Annotated in this window: 23 protein-coding genes and 3 tRNA genes; 8 read left to right on the top strand and 18 right to left on the bottom strand. The window is 39.2% G+C overall.

The features are described 5' to 3' along the window. Positions 1 to 136: 136 nt before the first annotated feature. On the top strand, positions 137 to 616 hold the full coding sequence (locus EIZ39_RS03755) for a CarD family transcriptional regulator (RefSeq protein ID WP_129197541.1): 480 nt from the start codon (positions 137 to 139) through the stop codon (positions 614 to 616). A 129-nt stretch (positions 617 to 745) separates the two neighbouring features. Here EIZ39_RS03755 and EIZ39_RS26385 read toward each other — a convergent pair whose 3' ends face one another. Further along, complete coding sequence (locus EIZ39_RS26385) at positions 746 to 898, bottom strand: hypothetical protein (protein ID WP_164984880.1); 153 nt, start codon at positions 896 to 898, stop codon at positions 746 to 748. 123 nt (positions 899 to 1,021) lie between these two features. On the opposite strand from EIZ39_RS26385, the gene EIZ39_RS03750 reads away from it, so the two are divergent. Then, positions 1,022 to 1,234, top strand: a complete 213-nt coding sequence (locus tag EIZ39_RS03750) for a hypothetical protein (protein WP_129197539.1) — start codon at positions 1,022 to 1,024, stop codon at positions 1,232 to 1,234. 58 nt (positions 1,235 to 1,292) lie between these two features. Here EIZ39_RS03750 and EIZ39_RS03745 read toward each other — a convergent pair whose 3' ends face one another. From EIZ39_RS03745 to EIZ39_RS03735, 3 genes are all read right to left on the bottom strand, one after another. Then, the gene (locus EIZ39_RS03745; protein WP_129197537.1) at positions 1,293 to 1,712 is read right to left on the bottom strand and encodes a universal stress protein; all 420 of its coding nucleotides are present in this window, start codon (positions 1,710 to 1,712) and stop codon (positions 1,293 to 1,295) included. A 314-nt stretch (positions 1,713 to 2,026) separates the two neighbouring features. Further along, entirely contained in the window at positions 2,027 to 2,845 is an 819-nt protein-coding gene (locus EIZ39_RS03740) for a squalene/phytoene synthase family protein (protein WP_129197535.1), read from the bottom strand. A gap of 219 nt (positions 2,846 to 3,064) precedes the next feature. Continuing rightward, positions 3,065 to 3,520: a hypothetical protein gene (locus tag EIZ39_RS03735; RefSeq protein ID WP_129197533.1), complete on the bottom strand. Its 456-nt coding sequence runs from the start codon at positions 3,518 to 3,520 to the stop codon at positions 3,065 to 3,067. 230 nt (positions 3,521 to 3,750) lie between these two features. Here EIZ39_RS03735 and trhA point away from each other — a divergent pair, with 230 nt between their 5' ends. Continuing rightward, the gene (gene trhA / locus EIZ39_RS03730) at positions 3,751 to 4,395 is read left to right on the top strand and encodes a PAQR family membrane homeostasis protein TrhA (RefSeq protein ID WP_129197531.1); all 645 of its coding nucleotides are present in this window, start codon (positions 3,751 to 3,753) and stop codon (positions 4,393 to 4,395) included. Between the two features lie 34 nt (positions 4,396 to 4,429). On the opposite strand, the gene EIZ39_RS03725 is transcribed toward trhA, so the two are convergent. Next, positions 4,430 to 4,699, bottom strand: coding sequence for a hypothetical protein (locus tag EIZ39_RS03725; RefSeq protein ID WP_129197529.1), 270 nt, complete (start codon positions 4,697 to 4,699; stop codon positions 4,430 to 4,432). A 182-nt stretch (positions 4,700 to 4,881) separates the two neighbouring features. On the opposite strand from EIZ39_RS03725, the gene EIZ39_RS03720 reads away from it, so the two are divergent. Then, positions 4,882 to 7,821, top strand: a complete 2,940-nt coding sequence (locus EIZ39_RS03720; RefSeq protein WP_129197527.1) for a bifunctional diguanylate cyclase/phosphodiesterase — start codon at positions 4,882 to 4,884, stop codon at positions 7,819 to 7,821. A 47-nt stretch (positions 7,822 to 7,868) separates the two neighbouring features. Here EIZ39_RS03720 and helD read toward each other — a convergent pair whose 3' ends face one another. The 10 genes from helD to EIZ39_RS03670 all read right to left on the bottom strand — a co-directional run bounded on the left by helD (position 7,869) and on the right by EIZ39_RS03670 (position 13,802). Then, complete coding sequence (gene helD / locus EIZ39_RS03715) at positions 7,869 to 10,121, bottom strand: RNA polymerase recycling motor HelD (protein ID WP_129197525.1); 2,253 nt, start codon at positions 10,119 to 10,121, stop codon at positions 7,869 to 7,871. A 195-nt stretch (positions 10,122 to 10,316) separates the two neighbouring features. Continuing rightward, positions 10,317 to 10,541 carry a hypothetical protein gene (locus tag EIZ39_RS03710; RefSeq protein WP_129197523.1) on the bottom strand — a complete coding sequence of 75 codons (225 nt, stop codon included), beginning with the start codon at positions 10,539 to 10,541 and terminating at the stop codon, positions 10,317 to 10,319. Positions 10,542 to 10,623: 82 nt separating this feature from the next. After that, on the bottom strand, positions 10,624 to 11,127 hold the full coding sequence (locus tag EIZ39_RS26380; RefSeq protein WP_164984879.1) for a hypothetical protein: 504 nt from the start codon (positions 11,125 to 11,127) through the stop codon (positions 10,624 to 10,626). A 130-nt stretch (positions 11,128 to 11,257) separates the two neighbouring features. Then, a tRNA-Met gene (locus EIZ39_RS03700) sits at positions 11,258 to 11,334 on the bottom strand. 27 nt (positions 11,335 to 11,361) lie between these two features. Beyond that, positions 11,362 to 11,440, bottom strand: a tRNA-Arg gene (locus tag EIZ39_RS03695). A gap of 80 nt (positions 11,441 to 11,520) precedes the next feature. Continuing rightward, positions 11,521 to 11,604 (bottom strand) — tRNA-Leu (locus tag EIZ39_RS03690). 193 nt (positions 11,605 to 11,797) lie between these two features. Continuing rightward, positions 11,798 to 12,049 carry a hypothetical protein gene (locus EIZ39_RS03685; RefSeq protein WP_129197519.1) on the bottom strand — a complete coding sequence of 84 codons (252 nt, stop codon included), beginning with the start codon at positions 12,047 to 12,049 and terminating at the stop codon, positions 11,798 to 11,800. After that, the gene (locus EIZ39_RS03680; RefSeq protein ID WP_240675682.1) at positions 12,039 to 12,434 is read right to left on the bottom strand and encodes a DUF1540 domain-containing protein; all 396 of its coding nucleotides are present in this window, start codon (positions 12,432 to 12,434) and stop codon (positions 12,039 to 12,041) included. The genes EIZ39_RS03685 and EIZ39_RS03680 overlap by 11 nt, the downstream gene beginning before the upstream one ends. Before the next feature lie 78 nt (positions 12,435 to 12,512). After that, on the bottom strand, positions 12,513 to 13,361 hold the full coding sequence (locus EIZ39_RS03675) for a GNAT family N-acetyltransferase (RefSeq protein ID WP_129197515.1): 849 nt from the start codon (positions 13,359 to 13,361) through the stop codon (positions 12,513 to 12,515). 162 nt (positions 13,362 to 13,523) lie between these two features. Next, on the bottom strand, positions 13,524 to 13,802 hold the full coding sequence (locus EIZ39_RS03670) for a hypothetical protein (RefSeq protein ID WP_129197513.1): 279 nt from the start codon (positions 13,800 to 13,802) through the stop codon (positions 13,524 to 13,526). Between the two features lie 531 nt (positions 13,803 to 14,333). On the opposite strand from EIZ39_RS03670, the gene EIZ39_RS03665 reads away from it, so the two are divergent. The 4 genes from EIZ39_RS03665 (at position 14,334) to EIZ39_RS27480 (ending at position 15,901) form a co-directional block, all read left to right on the top strand. Then, on the top strand, positions 14,334 to 14,915 hold the full coding sequence (locus tag EIZ39_RS03665; RefSeq protein ID WP_129197511.1) for a TetR/AcrR family transcriptional regulator: 582 nt from the start codon (positions 14,334 to 14,336) through the stop codon (positions 14,913 to 14,915). A gap of 2 nt (positions 14,916 to 14,917) precedes the next feature. Then, positions 14,918 to 15,277 (top strand): DMT family transporter, encoded by a 360-nt coding sequence (locus EIZ39_RS03660; RefSeq protein ID WP_129197509.1) that lies wholly within the window; start codon positions 14,918 to 14,920, stop codon positions 15,275 to 15,277. Further along, positions 15,277 to 15,597: a DMT family transporter gene (locus tag EIZ39_RS03655; RefSeq protein ID WP_129197507.1), complete on the top strand. Its 321-nt coding sequence runs from the start codon at positions 15,277 to 15,279 to the stop codon at positions 15,595 to 15,597. The genes EIZ39_RS03660 and EIZ39_RS03655 overlap by 1 nt, the downstream gene beginning before the upstream one ends. Positions 15,598 to 15,775: 178 nt before the next feature. Continuing rightward, positions 15,776 to 15,901, top strand: a complete 126-nt coding sequence (locus EIZ39_RS27480; protein WP_255433861.1) for a hypothetical protein — start codon at positions 15,776 to 15,778, stop codon at positions 15,899 to 15,901. Between the two features lie 54 nt (positions 15,902 to 15,955). Here EIZ39_RS27480 and EIZ39_RS03650 read toward each other — a convergent pair whose 3' ends face one another. The 3 genes from EIZ39_RS03650 to EIZ39_RS03640 form a co-directional block, all read right to left on the bottom strand. Then, entirely contained in the window at positions 15,956 to 16,519 is a 564-nt protein-coding gene (locus EIZ39_RS03650) for a thioredoxin family protein (RefSeq protein ID WP_129197505.1), read from the bottom strand. 132 nt (positions 16,520 to 16,651) lie between these two features. Continuing rightward, entirely contained in the window at positions 16,652 to 16,849 is a 198-nt protein-coding gene (locus tag EIZ39_RS03645) for an alpha/beta-type small acid-soluble spore protein (RefSeq protein ID WP_129197503.1), read from the bottom strand. Between the two features lie 59 nt (positions 16,850 to 16,908). Then, entirely contained in the window at positions 16,909 to 18,177 is a 1,269-nt protein-coding gene (locus EIZ39_RS03640; RefSeq protein WP_129197501.1) for a DUF2330 domain-containing protein, read from the bottom strand. Position 18,178: the final 1 nt, after the last annotated feature.

Raw genomic sequence — 18,178 nt, 5'->3', positions numbered from 1 at the left:
CCTGCCAACAAAGTCTTTTTTACCCAATTAAACATAGATTGACACCCTTTATTTTATTATGATAATATTTTATTTTTGATAATTTCTCAAATTTATGATATACTTAATGAGTTGACTCTATGAGGGGGTGTATCGGTTGTTTCAGATCGGTGATAAGGTTGTTTATCCTATGCATGGAGCAGGCGTGATTGAAGCTATCGAGGAAAAGGAAATCCTTGGTGAAAGACAGCTTTACTATGTTCTTAGCATGCCTTTGAAGAATATGCAGGTCATGATTCCTAAGGCGAAGACAGCTGATCTCGGATTACGCCAGGTAGTAAACTCCGACATATTGGAGAATGTGCTTAAGAAGATAAATCACGGGGATTTAGAACCAGTTTCTAATCCTATGCAGAGACACCGAATTAACATGACCAAGATGAAGAGCGGCGATATCTATGAAGGAGCGGAAGTGATCCGCGACTTAATGTTTCTTGAGAAGAGCAAGAAGCTTGCAACTGGAGACAAGGTCATGCTCGATAACGCCCGTCAGATTCTAATCAGTGAAGTAGTACTTGTGAAAGGAATCGCCGAGGAACAGGCTGAGCTTCTTCTTAATCAAGTCATTAATGCTTAATGCCATTTTACTAACTCTTTATAGAGTTCTAAGGACTTCACTCAAGCTGGAGTCTTTTTTCTTTTACCTTAATCGTAGAGACAGTAAAGGAAGAGTTCAGGCACCTCTTCACTCTCCCGTATGGCGTAACTATTGGTCTATATAATCTGGCTGATGTTTACCTGGTACCTCATTCGTTAAGTCATACACTTTCTTGTAGACTTGTTCTGCTTCTTTGTTTTCTCTTGCCACTTCTTCATCTGCTAACAAGTTGTACACTTTGGTATTCTGATTATTCTCCACCTTTATTCACCTCCATGTCCATAATGTGTTCAGATAGTCTACTCCTTATGTAATTTCCAGGTGTATTTTCAACGGTTCCATGTATTATAATACTGTTATTCTTATAATAAAGGGGATTACTTCATGTCTGAAAATAATGTTAACCAAGACAAAGAAATACAGGAACCTGTAAGAAATAAGATAAGCTTACAAGAAGCTATTCGACAAAAGATGGCCAACAAAAAACAGGCTCAGTCCAATAGCAAAAATGCTGCTAATTTTTCACAATCAAACCAGAAGATGAAAAGCCAGCAAACAAAGAAGGCAAATAACCAACGCAGACGCACGGGTGTTTAAACAATCTTACGGAAGTATAAAAGGCGATAGTCGGGACTATCGCCTTTTATATTTTATATTATGGTACGATCGTAACTGGACAAGGCGCCTCATGGAGAACACCGTAACTTACACTTCCAATCACTGTTCCAATTACTGGCCCCTTCCCCCGAGATCCCATTACAATACAACGCACATCGTTTTCTTGTACTTCATTGCAGATTTCAATCTTTGGTACTCCAATTTTTAACTTCTTGATAAAGTTTAATCCGGATTCTTCTACTAGACGAACGGCTTGCTCTAGTGCTTCATCTGCTAATTGATTTCGATATTCGGCAATATCTTCTTTGCTGAAGAAGCGACGAGTGTTCATAGTCTCGAAACTTGGCTGAACGTTTAAGATCATTAATTCATCTCCGTAAGCCTTAGCCATATCTATTGCATAATTTAAAGCCTTTAACGAATGTTCAGAACCGTCTACAGGTATTAGGATATACATAAATGCTCCCCCTCTCTTTTATATTTACAGATTACTAAACAATAAGAAATAAAGCAGTGAATTTTTTCACTCATAGATGAAAAATCGTTATAATTGTGTCAAAATAATGAATTACAAAAAAGTAAAACTGTTGTAACATACCTGTAATATTTATACCGTATGATTAAATTATCAAGTAACCCCCTTAATAAATATCACTAAAGACTTGGCTTTCAGAGCAAGTCTTCTTTCTTTTTCTAGAATAAATGGATGTCCGTTTAATCCTAGATTAGCAAGATAACGGAGGGTATCCAAAAATGGACACCCTCCGTAAATTATTCCCCTGACACCTGATTCACTAGCTGAACGACATCATCTCGACTAAGTTTTGATTGGCCTGACTCGATAGCATCCAAGGTCCCTTGTGCAAGAACGAGAGGAATCTTGCAAAATAAAAGGATTGGACCGGGTCTAAGACTTTCTGTATAGACGTGAGCCAATTGCAATTGGCCTCTAGCATATGTTAACATATCACTTAATTCCCAATTGTCAGGGAAGAAATTCACTCCACGAGTCTGATCTTCCACCCTATTCCGAATAATATTGACAGCCTGCAATCCTCGGCCGAAGGCAACAGCAAGTTCCCTATCTGTTTTAGTTTGATCGTGCCACATCCATATATCAGAGAGCAATTCTCCAACTAAACCTGCAACATAATACGTATAGTCATCTAAATCTTCTCTCGTATGAATAATCCACTCTTTCGCTACCCAATCGGCCATCCCGTTAGACATTTTCGCCGTTGAGTCATAGATGGTCTGAGCGATCGACTCCGGAGCTAACCTAGCCCAGTCGCCTAGACGTAATGTAACTTCGGGTAGGACTGATTCAAAGGGATGGAAAAGATCAGTGAAATCCTTATCACTAAACGGTTTTTGCAGAACTTTTGACGTTTCTTTTAATAATTTCACTTTAGTATCGGATGGAAGTTGGGGGTGGTCTTCGATTTCATCAATTGCTCTCATACAGAGATAAGCTGACGCCACAGCCTCTTGAAGACCTGGTGATAATCGGCTTATTGGAATGTAAAAAGTACGGCTTGTGGCTAATAGCATCTCCATAGCCTCTTTTTGTAACTTCGAAGTTTCACTCATTTTGTATACCCCCTCAACGTATCTACAGCTACAAGGTTTACCACTGATACGAGTTACCCAATTTATTTCCTTGGATTATAGCATAAAATAGCGCTGAAACAAACAATGCGATCTCCATTACTTTAAAGAAGACCGCATAAAAGACAAGCTATGATTTTTTTGAATCTGCTTACGGAGTAAGGGTCCGCCTAAGCACCCATTGGAGAATTTATACTTTAGTTATAGGTCCACCAATATTCTCTTCGATAAAAATTGACCAATTAACGCACCAATGGCCATGCCAATTAAACCATTAAAGATAGGTCCGAACCCAAATTGATAGCCATAAATCGCGCCGATGGTCCCACCCATAGCTGCAAGAATAAATGGGACAAGGGCTTTCTTCGGGTACTCCTTATGATCTTGAAGGGTAGCTTGATGGAAGGCTTCACCTGCCGCAAAAATATAAATACACGGATAAAATAATAGCCAATTCCAATCTACTGATTGACTCGCGGGTGCAAACTGCCCGTGAAAGCTATATAGAATAGCTCGGTTAATCCCGCCTTGCAAATTTATTAAAAACTCTAATCCTATAAGTGTAAACCCTTTAATGACCTGACGATTGTAAATCTGACCAAATCCCGGAAAGGTCAGTGACCATAAAAGGGCGATCTGGGCTCGGGATATTCTCACCCTCATCTATCCTTTCCCTATGTCTTACCTTTATTGTTTACAAAAGTGGAAAAAAACGACAAGCAATTACAAGAAACCTTCCGACAAGATTCGATATTTCACTTTGCCTATTTTTTTCAAGCTTTAAATATGAGATAATAACGAAGTGTCCATTTAATAACTTCACACATAAAATGACTTTGTTGATGTACATCCTAATTGTAAGCTTAATTAATGAGGTGATTTAATCCGTGGGTTCACACACCTATTCGAGACGAGAAGAAATTGCAAATGCCATCACACACGGGGTTGGAGTCCTTTTTAGCATCGCAGCATTAGTTCTGCTTATTGTTTATTCCGCTAAGGAAGGAACTACTGCACATGTTGTTAGCTTTAGCATCTATGGAGCCAGTATGCTCCTTCTGTATTTAAGCTCTACCCTCCTACATAGTCTGCAGGAAGGGAAAGCGAAAGACATTCTAGAAATCATGGACCACGCTTCCATCTATGTGTTTATTGCAGGAAGTTACACTCCAATACTTCTAGTTGTTGTTAAAGGAACACTAGGCATTACTCTACTGAGTGTCGTATGGAGCATCGCCTTGTTTGGGATTATTTTCAAAGTGTTTTTTACTAAACGTTTCTTGTTTCTTTCTACTGTCATTTACCTGATGATGGGTTGGATGATTGTCTTTGCCTTTGAACCCGTCGTTGCAAGCTTGGCCACTAACGGCCTTATCATGCTAGTCGCTGGCGGCCTTCTATATACCTTAGGGACGATTTTTTACATGTGGCGTCTCTTCCCCTATCACCATGCCGTTTGGCATCTATTTGTAGTAGGCGGAAGCGTATTTCACTTTTTCACCATTTTCTTCTATGTTTTGCCTATACACTAAGGAGACCAGACAACCTGGTCTCCTTTGTTTTGTATTACTTCCCCCTTAAGCGCTTAGGTACAACACCTTCGCTATCCACAATAAAATCATAATATTGAGAAGCTAAAAAAAGGACACTAAGAGGACTTGATAAATGATTGGTTTCCGTGAACGGACCCTCCGGAAATCCAACTGGCTCTCCTTCCATACGCATCGCCTTATACTTAATAAGATCAACTAAAAAATGATCACCTGTTATCGTACCATCGTCATGCCAAGTCATTTGGGCCATCCTTCCACCAGCCATCCCTCGTATTGTGAACATAGCTATCCCTCCATTTCTCTACAACATACGGATCACTTCTTTTGTTGCAAATAAAAGATTTTATGTTGAAAAACTTATGGTTAAACTAGTAAAATAGAAGCACAGTATAGACTATTAATATAGGAAAATAGGAACACTCCGTTACATTTCGATGCGTTTACATAAGAAGGGAAGATTGCCAGATGGATATTGCTCATTTCCCTAAACTACAATGGAAAAAGCTTCTCCTACTCATTTCCTTGGGGTTGGTAGGTAATATTTTTGGTGTTTCCCTGTTCTTTGGGGTTGGTATCGTTTTCGGGTCTATTGCTAGTCTGATCATTTTACGTATTTACGGACCAATCTGTGGTGTTGTTTCTGCTCTCATTATCCACTCTTATGCGCTAATACTTTGGGAACATCCTTACGCTTACATCATCTTTATAAGTGAAACTCTTTTTCTTAGCTTTTTCCTAAGAAAGAATAGAATGAATAGGAACCTATTGTTCTGGGATGGATTGTTTTGGTTTAGTATTGGGATTCCTCTTACCTGGATCTTTTACCATTATGTAATTGGAATGGGTACAACATTTAGTCTTGTAATCGTCCTGAAACATTGCGTTAACGGACTTTTTAATGCTCTTGTTGCCGGGTTACTCCTTGAATTCAGCCCAATTAAGAAGTGGTTCTCGTTTGGACAAGCCTCTCATTCCTTACAGAGGAATATCTTCTATCTTCTAGTTTCTTTTATACTATTTCCTACTTTATTCTTTATTTTATATGAAGGGTATAAGGAAGTACAACGCGTAAGACAAGAAATGGCAATTTCACTCATTGATATCACACAAAATATTCAAGAAGAATTAAACAATTGGTACTATCAGCATCTTACGCCTTTGCGGAAGCTAGCAGTACAGCAGACATACAACCCGGTACCTTTAGAACAGCTCAATCAAAATTTAGAACTCTTAACCCAGTCATTTCCACAATTCACTATGATGTATATTGCCGAACCTAATGGTACAGCCTATGCTTTTTATCCGCTTACGAACGAACAGGGAGAATCTTTAATTGGATTAAATTATAGTGATAGAGATTATTACCGCGTACTGAAGAACACTCTCGAACCGGTTGTATCTGATGTTATCATTGCAAAAGGTAAACCCTATCCTATTGTTGCATTGGGGATGCCTATTATCCAAGACCATCACTTCCATGGCTTTATTGGAGCTGCCCTTTCACTTGATTCTGTTCGTAATCTCATCTTAGATAAGCTTGATAAACCAGGCTATACTGTAACCATTATGGACTCTAAAAATCAAGTAATTACAACCAATGAACCTAGAAAGAGAACGATGGATATGTACGGCTCTTTACCTCATTCTACCGTAGATGAGCTGAAGCAGCACTCCCTGACGTCTAATCGTTCTATTCAAATTTGGCAACCATCAGATCCGTCCATTCCACCAATGCTGAAGTGGGAAAAGTCCTACTACTGGAAGCATACGCACCTAGGAAGTTCACTTCCCTGGTCTATCATTGTAAAAGGGTCAGTTGCTCCCTATCAACTTCAAGTATACAACTTGTATATCAAGATCCTAACTATATGCTTGTTTATCTTAATTTTAACACAACCATTATCTCTTCTGCTCAGCCGTTGGATTGTATCGCCAATAGAACGATTATCTAGAATTACAAGTAATCTCTCTGTGGATGCGATAACTCATAAACAGCAAGAAGAAGCATGGCCGAGAACTTCTATTCGTGAGATTCAAATCCTTATTCAAAACTTTCAACTGATGTCTGAGAAATTGAAAGATATGTTTTATAAAATTCAGCAATCAAATGAACACCTAGAATACCTGGCTCACCATGACGAACTCACAGGCCTTTCTAATCGATATCATTTTAAAGAAAAATTCCAACTTCTTGTGGATTCCAAAAAGGAAAACACCCTTATAGCTATACTTTTTATTGATCTAGACCGGTTTAAATTCATTAACGATTCCATCGGGCATGACATTGGTGATCTATTACTTCAACAAATGGCAAAACGTATGGTGTGGCAATGTGGAGAAAAGGATGTCATCGCGCGGTACGGCGGAGATGAGTTTCTCATTATGCTTCCAGAGGTCATACATATGGAAGAAGTAGAATCAGTTGCCCAGAGTATCCTTGATCAAATACAAAAGCCATTCCATCTAGAAGGCCATGAATTTGTCGTGACTGGAAGTATGGGCATCAGTATATATCCTTATGATGGCCAAGATATTAAAACATTAATTAAGCATGCGGACACCGCCATGTACGCGGCAAAGGATTCAGGTAAAAATCAATACCAATTCTTTAGTTCCAATATGAATGAATCTATCCTTTATAAAATGGAGCTAGAAAAGGAACTCCGAAAAGCGATTGAAGAGAATCAATTTGAGCTTCTCTATCAACCGCAATTTTATATTCATAACGGCAAGATCTCCGGAGTAGAGGCACTTCTAAGATGGAATCATCCTAACATGGGTGTGATTTCTCCAGCGGACTTTATCCCTCTGGCCGAAGAGACCGGACTTATCATTCCTATTGGAGAATGGGTGATGAGAGAGGCCTGCAGGCAACGAAAAAAGTGGCAGACGGACTTGCGAATAGCTGTGAATGTTTCTATGAAGCAGTTTTTACACGAGGATTTCATTCACAACCTTCGTAATATCCTCCGAGAAACGGGAATGGATCCAGAGGAACTTAAACTGGAGATAACGGAAAGCATTGCAATGAAACATCCTGATTATGTAATCGAAAAACTAAAGGAACTAAAACGGGTTGGCGTGCAATTAGCTCTTGATGATTTTGGTACTGGTTATTCATCACTGAATTATTTAAAGGAATTCCCAGTGGATTATCTCAAGATTGATAGAACTTTCATTCGGGACATCGAAACAAGCTCGGCTCAATCTTCTATTATTCGTTCTATTATCCACGTTGCACATAATCTTAACCTATCTATAATTGCGGAAGGTGTCGAAACACCTCAACAGCTAGAATTCCTTAAGGATAACCTTTGTAATGAAGCTCAAGGCTTTCTCTTTGCTAAACCACTAAAGGCTTCAGAAATTGAGAATAGACTTTTTTTATCCGAGCAACGAGTATGAAAAGAAACAGAGAGCTGATTTAAGCTCCCTGTTTCTTTTGTAAGGAATTAAGATCCAATAAGCGGAGATAACTCCCCTACAAAGTATACATTCAAGTAATGTAATGCCCTTGTACATGCTGTATACAATAATTTCCTTTCACTATCATGCTCATACACGGTTCTGCTTGCATTGAACACGATTACACCATCAAACTCCAGCCCCTTAGCTAAGTAGGCCGGAACCACTACGACGCCACTTAAGAAAGAACGACTCTTCTTGGTAAAAAGATGCACTTCTTGGTCCAGCAACGTCAGCAGCATTCTATAGACTTCAGCACTCTCTTGATCTGTTTTGCATATAACGGCAACTGATTCCGCTCCCTTCCGGAGCATCAGGCGAACTCCCTCCGCTACAGTAGGAGCTAATTGCTCAACTTGTTTAACAGCTATAATTTGCGGAGATTCGCCATGACGCCCTATAGGCTGTATCGGTTCCGGTTTTCTCAGTATTCGCTTGGAGAACTCTATAATTTCATCCGTCGAGCGATAACTTTTTGTTAAACGCATGACCTTTACATCCTCTTCGCCAAACAATTGACCAATTCGGTTATAACTCTGGACATTTGCGTAGTAAATCCCTTGATTTAGATCACCGAGTAATGTAAATTTAGCCCGAGGAAATAATCGACGGATGTATTCTAACTGAAAAGGAGAGTAGTCTTGAGCCTCATCAATAATAACCTGCTTAATTCGATTAAGTGTATGGAATCCCTTAAACGCAGTTTGAAAATAAACCATCGGTGTAGCATCCTCATAAGGTATCTTCCGGTTATTTAATTGATTGATGGTCTTCTTTGCCAGTTCAAAGAAATTATCTGAACTACCCTCAAAACGCTTCATCCATTGCTCATCCGTCAGTAGTTGTTTATACATCCCAATCACATCGACGAAGGCAAGCGTCTTCGCCTTTTCACGAAGCGGCGCCAATGCTTTTCTCGCCTTCTTATTACTTTCCTCTTTCATTTCCTTATTTGACCCTAAGTACTTAGGACTATTTAACGTTCTCTTATATACATTTCGAGCCACTCTCTGCTCAATTTTCTCCAGTTCGGACAATACCTTTCCTTTTACCTTATCAAGCCGATTGCTAATGGATTCATCATGACCGAATTCATGGTAGAATAATTCAGCGAGTTCTTCCTTACTTATTAGAACCTTTTCCTTAAAGGTAAAATCGTGGAACAACATATCCTTCCCCTTAAGATGTTCAATATACTGGTCCATAACCCCCATGAACTCTATTGAAGTTTTCCATTCAATTGATTTAACACGCATCTGGTAATCTACTAGTTGTTCGGAACCATTAAGGAGATACTCCAATTGATCATAAGCATCTTCTAAAGTCCATTCATCGTCAAACCCTCGATCAAGATGGTCTTGGAACGTCGTTTGCTGCATGTTTGCCTCTCCGAGTTCTGGCAATACATTTGAAACATAATCATTAAACAAAGAGTTTGGTGAGAAGAGAAGCATTTGGTCCGCATCTAGAGCATTCCGGTATTTATAAAGTAGGTATGCTACACGTTGCAGGGCAACTGAAGTCTTGCCACTTCCTGCTGAACCTTGTACAATCAGTACACGATGCTGATCATCTCGTATAATTTGATTTTGTTCCTGCTGAATAGTCATAACAATACTGCCCATTTTATCGTGAGCATTTTTGGCAAGCATAACCTGGAGCATTTCATCTCCTATGTTAATACCCGTGTCAAACATATCTTCTAGTTGACTATTCTTGATGATATATTGCCTTTTTAAGGCCATCTCTCCCTCAATTTCACCTTCAGGAGTTTTATACTTAGCTGGCCCTGGTGTATAATCATAAAACATCCCAGAGATAGGGGCACGCCAATCATAAACAAGCAATTCATTCGTATCTTCATCTACAACTGAACCGATTCCTATATAAACATGCTCCAACTTATCATGGTTCTTCTCAGAAAAATCAATTCTCGCAAAGTAAGGAGTCTTCTCTAGCTTTAGGAGCTTATGAAGTGTTAGCTCTGCGTGCCGGAAACTTCGTTCCTGCTGGGTAAGTACCGCTTGTTGCTGTGTAATGCTTGCAGCTGTCTCAGCTACATCATCGTAGTTAGAAAGATTAACCGTTATTTCATCCCAGAAGTTTCTACGTATATCTAGCACCTCAGAACCCCGATGTTCAACAATTCCTTCTAGGCGCTTCATTTCCGTTTGAATTTCTGATTTCACTCTTTTGAGCCGATTTTGTTCTTGAATCCAATCTTGTTGTTCAATAGACATGCAAGTTCCTCCCCCCATCTTTATTTATGTTCTCAATTCCTGCTTGGAATTATTAACAATATAAAATAAAAAAATGAAGCCGTCCCTTTAAGTAAAGGTCGGCTTTTCTCATGTTACCTTTTTTATTCAATAAAGTAAAATTTATGATGGTTACAAAAAAGCAACTTGACGTAACTCGCCAAATTGCTTATATATTTATATTTTCCCTTTCGAAACTACTAGGGGCATATGCTCTTTCAACATAGTTCCAAGATCCTCTAAGTCCTTTAGCACTTTTCGATAGGCAAACTTTCTGCCCTCATGCAACCCATAATAAAACGGGTCATCCTCATATCGCTTAGCTAATTCTTTTGCTTCTTCTAATCGGTCCTCTAGCATCTTTCGATAGATCTCGATTTCATTCTTCGCTGTGTTTTCCATGATTGACCCCCACTATCTCAGATTAACTATAGTAATATAATAGCGTAATCTTCAGACGAATAAAAGCGCTTTCACATAATCGTCATATACTTTTCTTTTTTATTTTCCTTGGCAACTTCCGTCGTGCGTCTAAGTAATTAACAACAACTCCATCAGATAAGTCTACGGATACTTGGCGGAAATTAAAACGAGCAACTCGATGCTCTAACCATTCGAAATCCCCTCTTAAGATGCATTGAAGAGCGGTATCTCTTTCTTTCACAGTTAGCGTCATATCTTCTTGAAATCGAATACTTCTTGCTAACGATCTCTTGGTTTTTATGACAATCCCATATTTATTAAAATACTGCAATTTCCATACAAAAGGAACATCTGCCATTTGATTCTTTAAATGGTTACATTTATGACACGATATGTCCACATTAGGCTCGTCTGAGGGATTAAATGCGATTCCCCATTTTGCTCTGAACTTAGGATCTTTCATAAGAAAACGAGGAATTAAATGTTCCTTAGTTATTTCATCAGTCCTTAATGGTCGATGTTTGCCCACGCAGATGGGTGAAACTTCTCTGTAACGGCAATACATTACTTCACCATCCTTTACATCTTTTTGGAAATTTAGACTAGTCAAACCTCGTTAGGACATTTTTATATTTACATTAAAAAGAGGGCTATTCCCTCTACAGTCTGGGAAGCCCTCTTGATGATATTATGTATGGTAGCGGCGGAGGGAATCGAACCCCCGACCTTACGGGTATGAACCGTACGCTCTAGCCAGCTGAGCTACACCGCCATGTAGAGTAAATAAGAATGATAAATTTGGCGCGCTCGGAGGGATTCGAACCCCCGGCAGACGCGGTACCGGAAACCGCCGCTCTATCCTGCTGAGCTACGAGCGCAATAATAATGGTGCACTCTCCGAGTACAGAGATTTCATTCCAACTAAGAAGTCTATTCGACGTAGTGGGAATGAGATAGATGGTGCGGGTGAAGGGAGTCGAACCCCCACGCCAAAGGCGCTAGATCCTAAGTCTAGTGCGTCTGCCAGTTCCGCCACACCCGCATCAAAAACAACTAGCGAATATGATCATACATCAAATCAATATTCTTTGTCAAGCTGATCGCTAAAAAATGATAAGCTGCTCAGCATGTCGCACGGTGGCACCTCTTTGAAGTACATTTAGCGACAAAGATAAATATATCATTTTACCTTGTCTTTGTCATTCTCTTTTTTCTGCCAGTTTTTCAACAATCTCCTACCTATCTTCAACATCCATTAGATGATAATCGTTTTTTTCAACTTCAATTTGATTATCAACTGACTTGGCCCAATCTAGAAATTCCTTACCTTTGACTACTTGCTGACCATTCTCGCTTATCATCGAAAAATTCCCTTGTTCAGCTAATTCTTGAATTGTCTTCTGACCTAATCCTGTCATACCAGAGAGAACAATAAGGGGATAGTTAGTACCCTCATCTAGTTCTTTTACCTTTATGTTATAATTCACCTTCTTCCCTCCTTACGAACGTCTTACAATTTGTGTCTTGGCACTCATCACTGTTCTCTCCTGTTACCTCTATTGCTTCCGCAATACAGATTGCTCCTTCTCCCCAATATTTGCAGGAAGCAACAGTACATGCAATCGTAGGAGATACTTTATAATCCGGATCTAACAGACCGGCTACAGAGCCTGCCCAATTCACATTGTCTGCAGAACTAACATAGCTCAGAATATTACGTGCATGAGAAAACGTCTTACACATGGTTTGCTCAATGATTTCAGACATATGGGTTTCTTCTTCGTGCATAATGTCAATGTTTCCAGCACCGCAACGGTCTCCATACAGATAGTGTGTACAAGTATCTACCACACATTTTACAGTAGGTCTCAACCCTATTCACCCCCATTTTTATGTATGAAGTTTGCCCGTTAACATTAAAAATTATGTAAGATCAGGATACTTACCAATCTAAATTGTGAGATACATCTCAAACTGAGATAATTCCGCTTGTTTAAAACCAAGATGTTTATAAAACCCCTCCAGGTTAGCGTGGTTGGGAAAGGTAACCGTTACATTGGATAATTCCATATGATTAATCACATGAGTGACTAAGGAACTAGCGATCCCTTTTCCCCTGCTTTTCGAAGACACCCATAGAAAGTGAATACGGCCCATCGGATTCGCGCTGATAACACCCTGAACATCACCTTCGTCTAGGTAGCCAAAGTGTAGTTGTCCATCAACTTTCTCTATAAATTCTATATCATTCTGCCAATTTAAATGAGTATCTATGGTGTTTAACCGAATCTGACTCAATTGTTCTAAAGCTATAGGAACAATATTTTTCACTGATGTTCCTAATACCTTTTGGTCTATATTGTGGAGTGAGAAAATTTTAAGATCATACATTTTCTGATAGCCTTGTTTTTCGTAAAACTTTATAGCCTTATCATTACCCTTAATGACTTCCAGGAAGAGTTGTTTGCACCCCTGTGCAAGTGCCTGGCTTTTATGCAATGAAAACAATTGCTCGGCAATTCCTTCTTTTCGATAAGATGGATCGATACATAAAGTTCCGCACCGCATCGTTTTTAGACCCTCATAGATTTTAATACCACCTAGTATCACACCTACTGGACGGTCCTCGTCCATGGCAATATAAGAATAAGCTCGCTCATTTCCTTCTGCCCCAAAGAAGCGCTTAATGAACTCTTCACACGTAAATTCCATCTTTACGAGGTAATCGCTAAAACCGGCTTGGAACGCCTCGTGGATCTTTCGATCCTCAACATCAATACAATTCTGATACTTTATCATCACTCAAACCTCCTCATCCCTCTTTTACATTATAAGACGAGGTATAAGTCAAGAATGTAACCAATTTCGCAATGAAATCTGGGCATGTAGACGCTACTTAAAAGGCTGTCCCTAGTAAGTCACGTTAATAACCGACTTATTTGGGATCAGCCTTTTTTCATTTTATTCAGCTACTGTGGCAGATGTCTTGGAGATGGCATGCTGTTTTCTTCTTTCATAACGACGGACAATACTCTTTGCCCATCTATCAAGTACCTCTTCTGATTCTCCAGTGAATTGAGCAATTAGTGAGGGGCTCTCATCTTCGCATGATCCATAAAAAGTAACAATACATTGCTGGCGCTGCTTACGCACCTCAATTTCTAATTGTCTCCCTCTCTTATCATTCCAGTCCAGTAGATGTTCCAGCATATCTAGATCAGCTTTTAAGTAATCTCTCATTTCATCCTACTTTCCTTTCTTCCAATCTCATCTATTTGAATTCCCCGTCAATAAAAAACCTTAGCCATATAATTCAATAATGTCGAACTATGCAAAGTATTGTCTCATTGTATAATATAATAGACAATGAATATTGGAAAGGTATGATAGGAATGACTAGCCGCGTAGAAAAAAATCGCATAAAAAAGCTAGAGAAAAAGGTTATGTTTTATCAAATTGGCAAATGGCTCTCGACTATCTACATGTACCTTTTTCTTTTCCTTCTGCTTTTATTCTTCCTCCTTCAAGCTTTGACTTCAAAACTTGACGTCTCATTACAATGGAATTACACCTTAAATTTCACTCCCACTCAATTATCTTTTTTCTTTATCACATTTTTTTTGAGTGGTCTTTTCTCGATCATGACAGAAAGTGGAATTCGTAAACATGCTATAAAGAAATAAGTTGAGCTTCGCATTACTGATTCCTTTGACAAAGGAATTTTTTATTTTTATAATATGAACTACCGATAGTTAGTTTTGGAGGATTAAAATGACGAATCAAAAGATTAGACAGGTCGCAATGGAGTTATTCGGTCGTTATGGTTATGAAGAAACATCCCTAGTTGATATCGCGAATGGTGTGGGAATTAAGAAACCATCAATATACAATCATTACGAGAGCAAGGAAGCGTTATTTCTTGCTATTTTAGACGACGTTCTAGATCTTGAAACTCAGTCTTTGCAGGAGCTGGTCGATAACCATGGTGAAGGTGATTCTTGCGAGCAAAGATTAAACCAGGTTTACCAGCACCTATGCCAGACTTTTGGAACAACAATTCATGGGCTTTTTTGGAAACGAGCCATATTCTTTCCACCAGAACCCTTTAAGAAATTAATAAAAGTAAAGTTCCTCGATTTTGAAAGAAAAATAGATCAAATCCTTCTTGCGATTTTCCAAGCAGGAATTCAAACAAATGAGATACGTAATATTGACTATTCCAAGCTACTCGCTTCATTTTACTGTTTTGTTGATGGTCTATTTGTGGAGCATCACTACTATGAAGCAGAAGTACTTAGGTTCCGGATGGAGGCTTCTTGGGAAATTTTCTGGGCTGGAATTAAGGAGGGTTAAACATGGCTTGGGGATATATTTTTTTGGCTGGTATACTTGAGATCATTTGGGCATTTGGGCTAAAATTTTCTAATGGCTTCTCCTCCCTTCTTCCAACGATTTTAACGATTGTGGCCATTGTATTAAGCTTTATTCTTTTCTCCAAATCCCTAATCTCTATTCCTATTGGTACTGCTTATGCTGTATTCACAGGGATTGGTGCCGCAGGAACGGTAATAATTGGAATGCTACTCTTTAATGAAAGTGTTCATTTCATGAGAATCTTTTTTGTTATCGTCCTATTGCTGGGTATCATTGGCTTGAAGATCACCACGAACGATGTAAGTGATGAAGAAAACCCAACGAATGTGAGGTCTTCGTAATGGAGTGGGGATATTTAGTCGTTGCAGGGATAGCTGAGGTAGCGTTTGTTACGTTTATGAAATTATCTAAAGGCTTTACTAGAACACCTTATACCCTATTAACTGTGCTAGCTGCGTCCATAAGCTTTTATCTTCTTTCGCTTTCACTCCTTTCTCTTCCTGTTGGTACAGCTTATGCCATCTGGACAGGGATCGGGGCGGCGGGTAGTGTAATCGTTGGGATGATCCTCTTCAAGGAGTCTAAAGATTGGAAGCGGTTAGTTTTCCTATCCCTAATTGCTGTCGGAGCGATCGGATTAAAACTGACTGCCGCCGCATAATTTTCAAAAAAGATCTAGCAATATTTTTAGCTATGGATTCAGGAGAATGGGATATAGAGAAAAATTAGAAAAGAAAACGTTTACAAAATAGTCTTTTTACGCTAATATAGAAGTAGGACAAATTTTGGCTCTGGCTAACAATTAACGGCCCACTACTATGAAAGAGGAGGTTACGGAAATGAGAGATCACTGTGTACGGTGCGAAGAGGAATTAGCTGTTATGGAAAGAAACAGAAGTGAGTGCTGGGAATGTCAAGATGACATGTCCGTAACTTACTCGGATGATGTTATGGAGAATGAATAAGATAAGAGTGCATAGAAACTATTCGGTTTCTTATGCACTCTTCTTTTTTGAAGCTTATATTGAACTGATAAGGACTCTTAACTCATGGATGATTTCTTCTTGATACAACAGGTTACCTTCTCCATAACGTTTTCCAATCTCACGATACACATCTTTTATCTTTTCTTCATAATCCTCTACACCATCCCGAGTTGGATGCTGTCTTTTGAATTGAACCATAGGTTCCTGAACCCTTTGTGGTCTTGGACCCCAATGCTTTAATTCATTGCCTTCAAGATCTGTGAATATGACGATGGGAATAGACCTCCCACCCATAGTTAAGTGTTGATCCATGACATCCAAGTTCTGCTCCATGACTAACACTTCAGTTGGAATTTCTGCTTTTTCCATTGCATGAAATACAATAGGTACATTTCGGACAACATCCCCACACCAATCAGCGGCTAAGATAAAACATTGAAGTTGCTGATTCTCTTTTAGACTAGCGAAGTATTCTTCATCTTCCTTCTTCCATGTAAAACTCTCATATACATCATGAAACTTTTCCTGGTTAACGGACATACTCTCAATAAAAGCTTTAGGCTTTAGACCTTTTCCTAATTTGTCTTGTAAGTTCATATGATCTCCTCCTACCATGGAATAATTGCCCAATACTATAATAGCAGAATATCCATTTTGAAATTCATTTTTTTCTGACTCCAATAGTAAAGGCCTTAAAATCATCAAAGCTCGATTTTAAGGCCTTAGTTTTTACTGCATTCTTGAACTGGATAAAGCTTGCTCTGCAAATTGGACTAACCGCTTAGTAATTTCGCCACCAACCGAACCATTAGCGCGAGAGCTTGTGTCAGGTCCTAGTTGAACTCCAAACTCTGCAGCTATTTCAACCTTCATTTGATCAATCGCCTGACTTGACTGAGGAACTAGTTTGCGGTTGCGATTAGGCATTATTCTGTCCTCTTAAATGGGAATTTTATGTAAATATAGCTTTCCACAATTCTGATGTATTATGCGTCCACTTTTCTGAACCAGCGGTAAGCAAACCATAGAAAAAGGAAAAAGATAATTGCCAATTGACTAAGGGCTAATAAAGGCTCGTGCTTATAATAGAATGCGAGTAATAAAGCACCCAACCCTTCCATAATAATAAGCCCTCGAAAAATGTTTAACCACGAATACTTCATTAGCATCCTGATTAGAAGAAACAAAGTAAGCCCGGCAAAAACAGCATTTACAACCCACACACTCTCAAAGGTAAGAGTAAACAGGAGTCGGACTAAAATGGAAATAAACTGAATCCCTCCGGTTACTAATGTCCAAAATAAGACAAAGACATCTCCGCTGTTCATTTTTCCACTTCCGACCTCTGGAAGATAAGATGAGGCTTCAAACCATATTTCATCCTTTATTTGACTGGCGACGAGCACCGCATCCCACCGACTAACCCATAGCTTCCCGCCTTCTTTATTAAACAGGGTACGTGTCTCTACTTCATTTAACTCTCCGCTATATTGAAGATTAAGCTTCTCCTCATATGGAGCAGCTGGCACCATTTTTTGACGAGATAAAAGATAGAGAGTGAGAGGGACCGTCTTTTCACTCCCAACTTCTCCTTTTCGGTTTAAAGATGAAAGGAGAATAGGATAAACCGGTTGCTCTGATCTAAAGGTAAAACGAATGGGATGAATATCGCCTTCTTCAAGTTTGTTTGTTTCATTGAGGTTCATTAATACAAAATACCAGCCCTTATCCACATAATGTTGGACATATGGATGCTCACCCCATGGGATGGCATAATCGTGTTGCTTGGCCCATTTATGTAGAGCTTTGACATCGGTAGCTTTGACGGTTGCCGTTTGGTAGATCCCTATAACGGACTGATCAACTACTTCCACACCCTGAGGCATTCCTGCCTCACTTTTTTCACCCATATTGAAGGATAGTTTAGGCAACTCCGCCTTTTCTAACCAATTTTCTTTTTTCTGTGTAAAATAATATAGGTGATCAAAGAAAGTATGATTTTGCTCTCGAATGTCTGGCGGTGAAGGAAAAGGCATAATCCAACCAAATGAATAAGGTTCTCCTTCGTTTACTAGATACTGGACTTTTACTGTCAAATCCTCTATCTGCTTACCTTGATCCCAAAACACCGCTGCCAGCATATGGTTAGCCCGGACATTGGTTCCTGATTCTGAAACTAATACCCCACAAGCTCTAACCGTATGGGGAAATAGGATGGTTATTAGAGTTATCATTATAAGTGCATAACGTTGCATG

Source organism: Ammoniphilus sp. CFH 90114, assembly GCF_004123195.1.
Lineage (GTDB): Bacteria > Bacillota > Bacilli > Aneurinibacillales > RAOX-1 > YIM-78166.
Note: the sequence above shows the minus strand (reverse complement) of the source record. Positions and strands in the feature narration are given on the sequence as shown.

What these genes read in the sequence shown, in the direction of transcription:
- EIZ39_RS03720 (WP_129197527.1), top strand. Translation starts at nt 4,882, where the DNA reads ATGGATATTGCTCATTTCCCTAAACTACAATGGAAAAAGCTTCTCCTA.
- EIZ39_RS26380 (WP_164984879.1), bottom strand. Translation starts at nt 11,127, where the DNA reads ATGTATTGCCGTTACAGAGAAGTTTCACCCATCTGCGTGGGCAAACAT.
- EIZ39_RS03640 (WP_129197501.1), bottom strand. Translation starts at nt 18,177, where the DNA reads ATGCAACGTTATGCACTTATAATGATAACTCTAATAACCATCCTATTT.
- EIZ39_RS03675 (WP_129197515.1), bottom strand. Translation starts at nt 13,361, where the DNA reads ATGATAAAGTATCAGAATTGTATTGATGTTGAGGATCGAAAGATCCAC.
- EIZ39_RS27480 (WP_255433861.1), top strand. Translation starts at nt 15,776, where the DNA reads ATGAGAGATCACTGTGTACGGTGCGAAGAGGAATTAGCTGTTATGGAA.
- helD (WP_129197525.1), bottom strand. Translation starts at nt 10,121, where the DNA reads ATGTCTATTGAACAACAAGATTGGATTCAAGAACAAAATCGGCTCAAA.
- EIZ39_RS03650 (WP_129197505.1), bottom strand. Translation starts at nt 16,519, where the DNA reads ATGAACTTACAAGACAAATTAGGAAAAGGTCTAAAGCCTAAAGCTTTT.
- EIZ39_RS03665 (WP_129197511.1), top strand. Translation starts at nt 14,334, where the DNA reads ATGACGAATCAAAAGATTAGACAGGTCGCAATGGAGTTATTCGGTCGT.
- EIZ39_RS03670 (WP_129197513.1), bottom strand. Translation starts at nt 13,802, where the DNA reads ATGAGAGATTACTTAAAAGCTGATCTAGATATGCTGGAACATCTACTG.
- EIZ39_RS03740 (WP_129197535.1), bottom strand. Translation starts at nt 2,845, where the DNA reads ATGAGTGAAACTTCGAAGTTACAAAAAGAGGCTATGGAGATGCTATTA.
- EIZ39_RS03655 (WP_129197507.1), top strand. Translation starts at nt 15,277, where the DNA reads ATGGAGTGGGGATATTTAGTCGTTGCAGGGATAGCTGAGGTAGCGTTT.
- EIZ39_RS03710 (WP_129197523.1), bottom strand. Translation starts at nt 10,541, where the DNA reads ATGGAAAACACAGCGAAGAATGAAATCGAGATCTATCGAAAGATGCTA.
- EIZ39_RS03725 (WP_129197529.1), bottom strand. Translation starts at nt 4,699, where the DNA reads ATGTTCACAATACGAGGGATGGCTGGTGGAAGGATGGCCCAAATGACT.
- EIZ39_RS03645 (WP_129197503.1), bottom strand. Translation starts at nt 16,849, where the DNA reads ATGCCTAATCGCAACCGCAAACTAGTTCCTCAGTCAAGTCAGGCGATT.
- EIZ39_RS03660 (WP_129197509.1), top strand. Translation starts at nt 14,918, where the DNA reads ATGGCTTGGGGATATATTTTTTTGGCTGGTATACTTGAGATCATTTGG.
- EIZ39_RS03745 (WP_129197537.1), bottom strand. Translation starts at nt 1,712, where the DNA reads ATGTATATCCTAATACCTGTAGACGGTTCTGAACATTCGTTAAAGGCT.
- EIZ39_RS03750 (WP_129197539.1), top strand. Translation starts at nt 1,022, where the DNA reads ATGTCTGAAAATAATGTTAACCAAGACAAAGAAATACAGGAACCTGTA.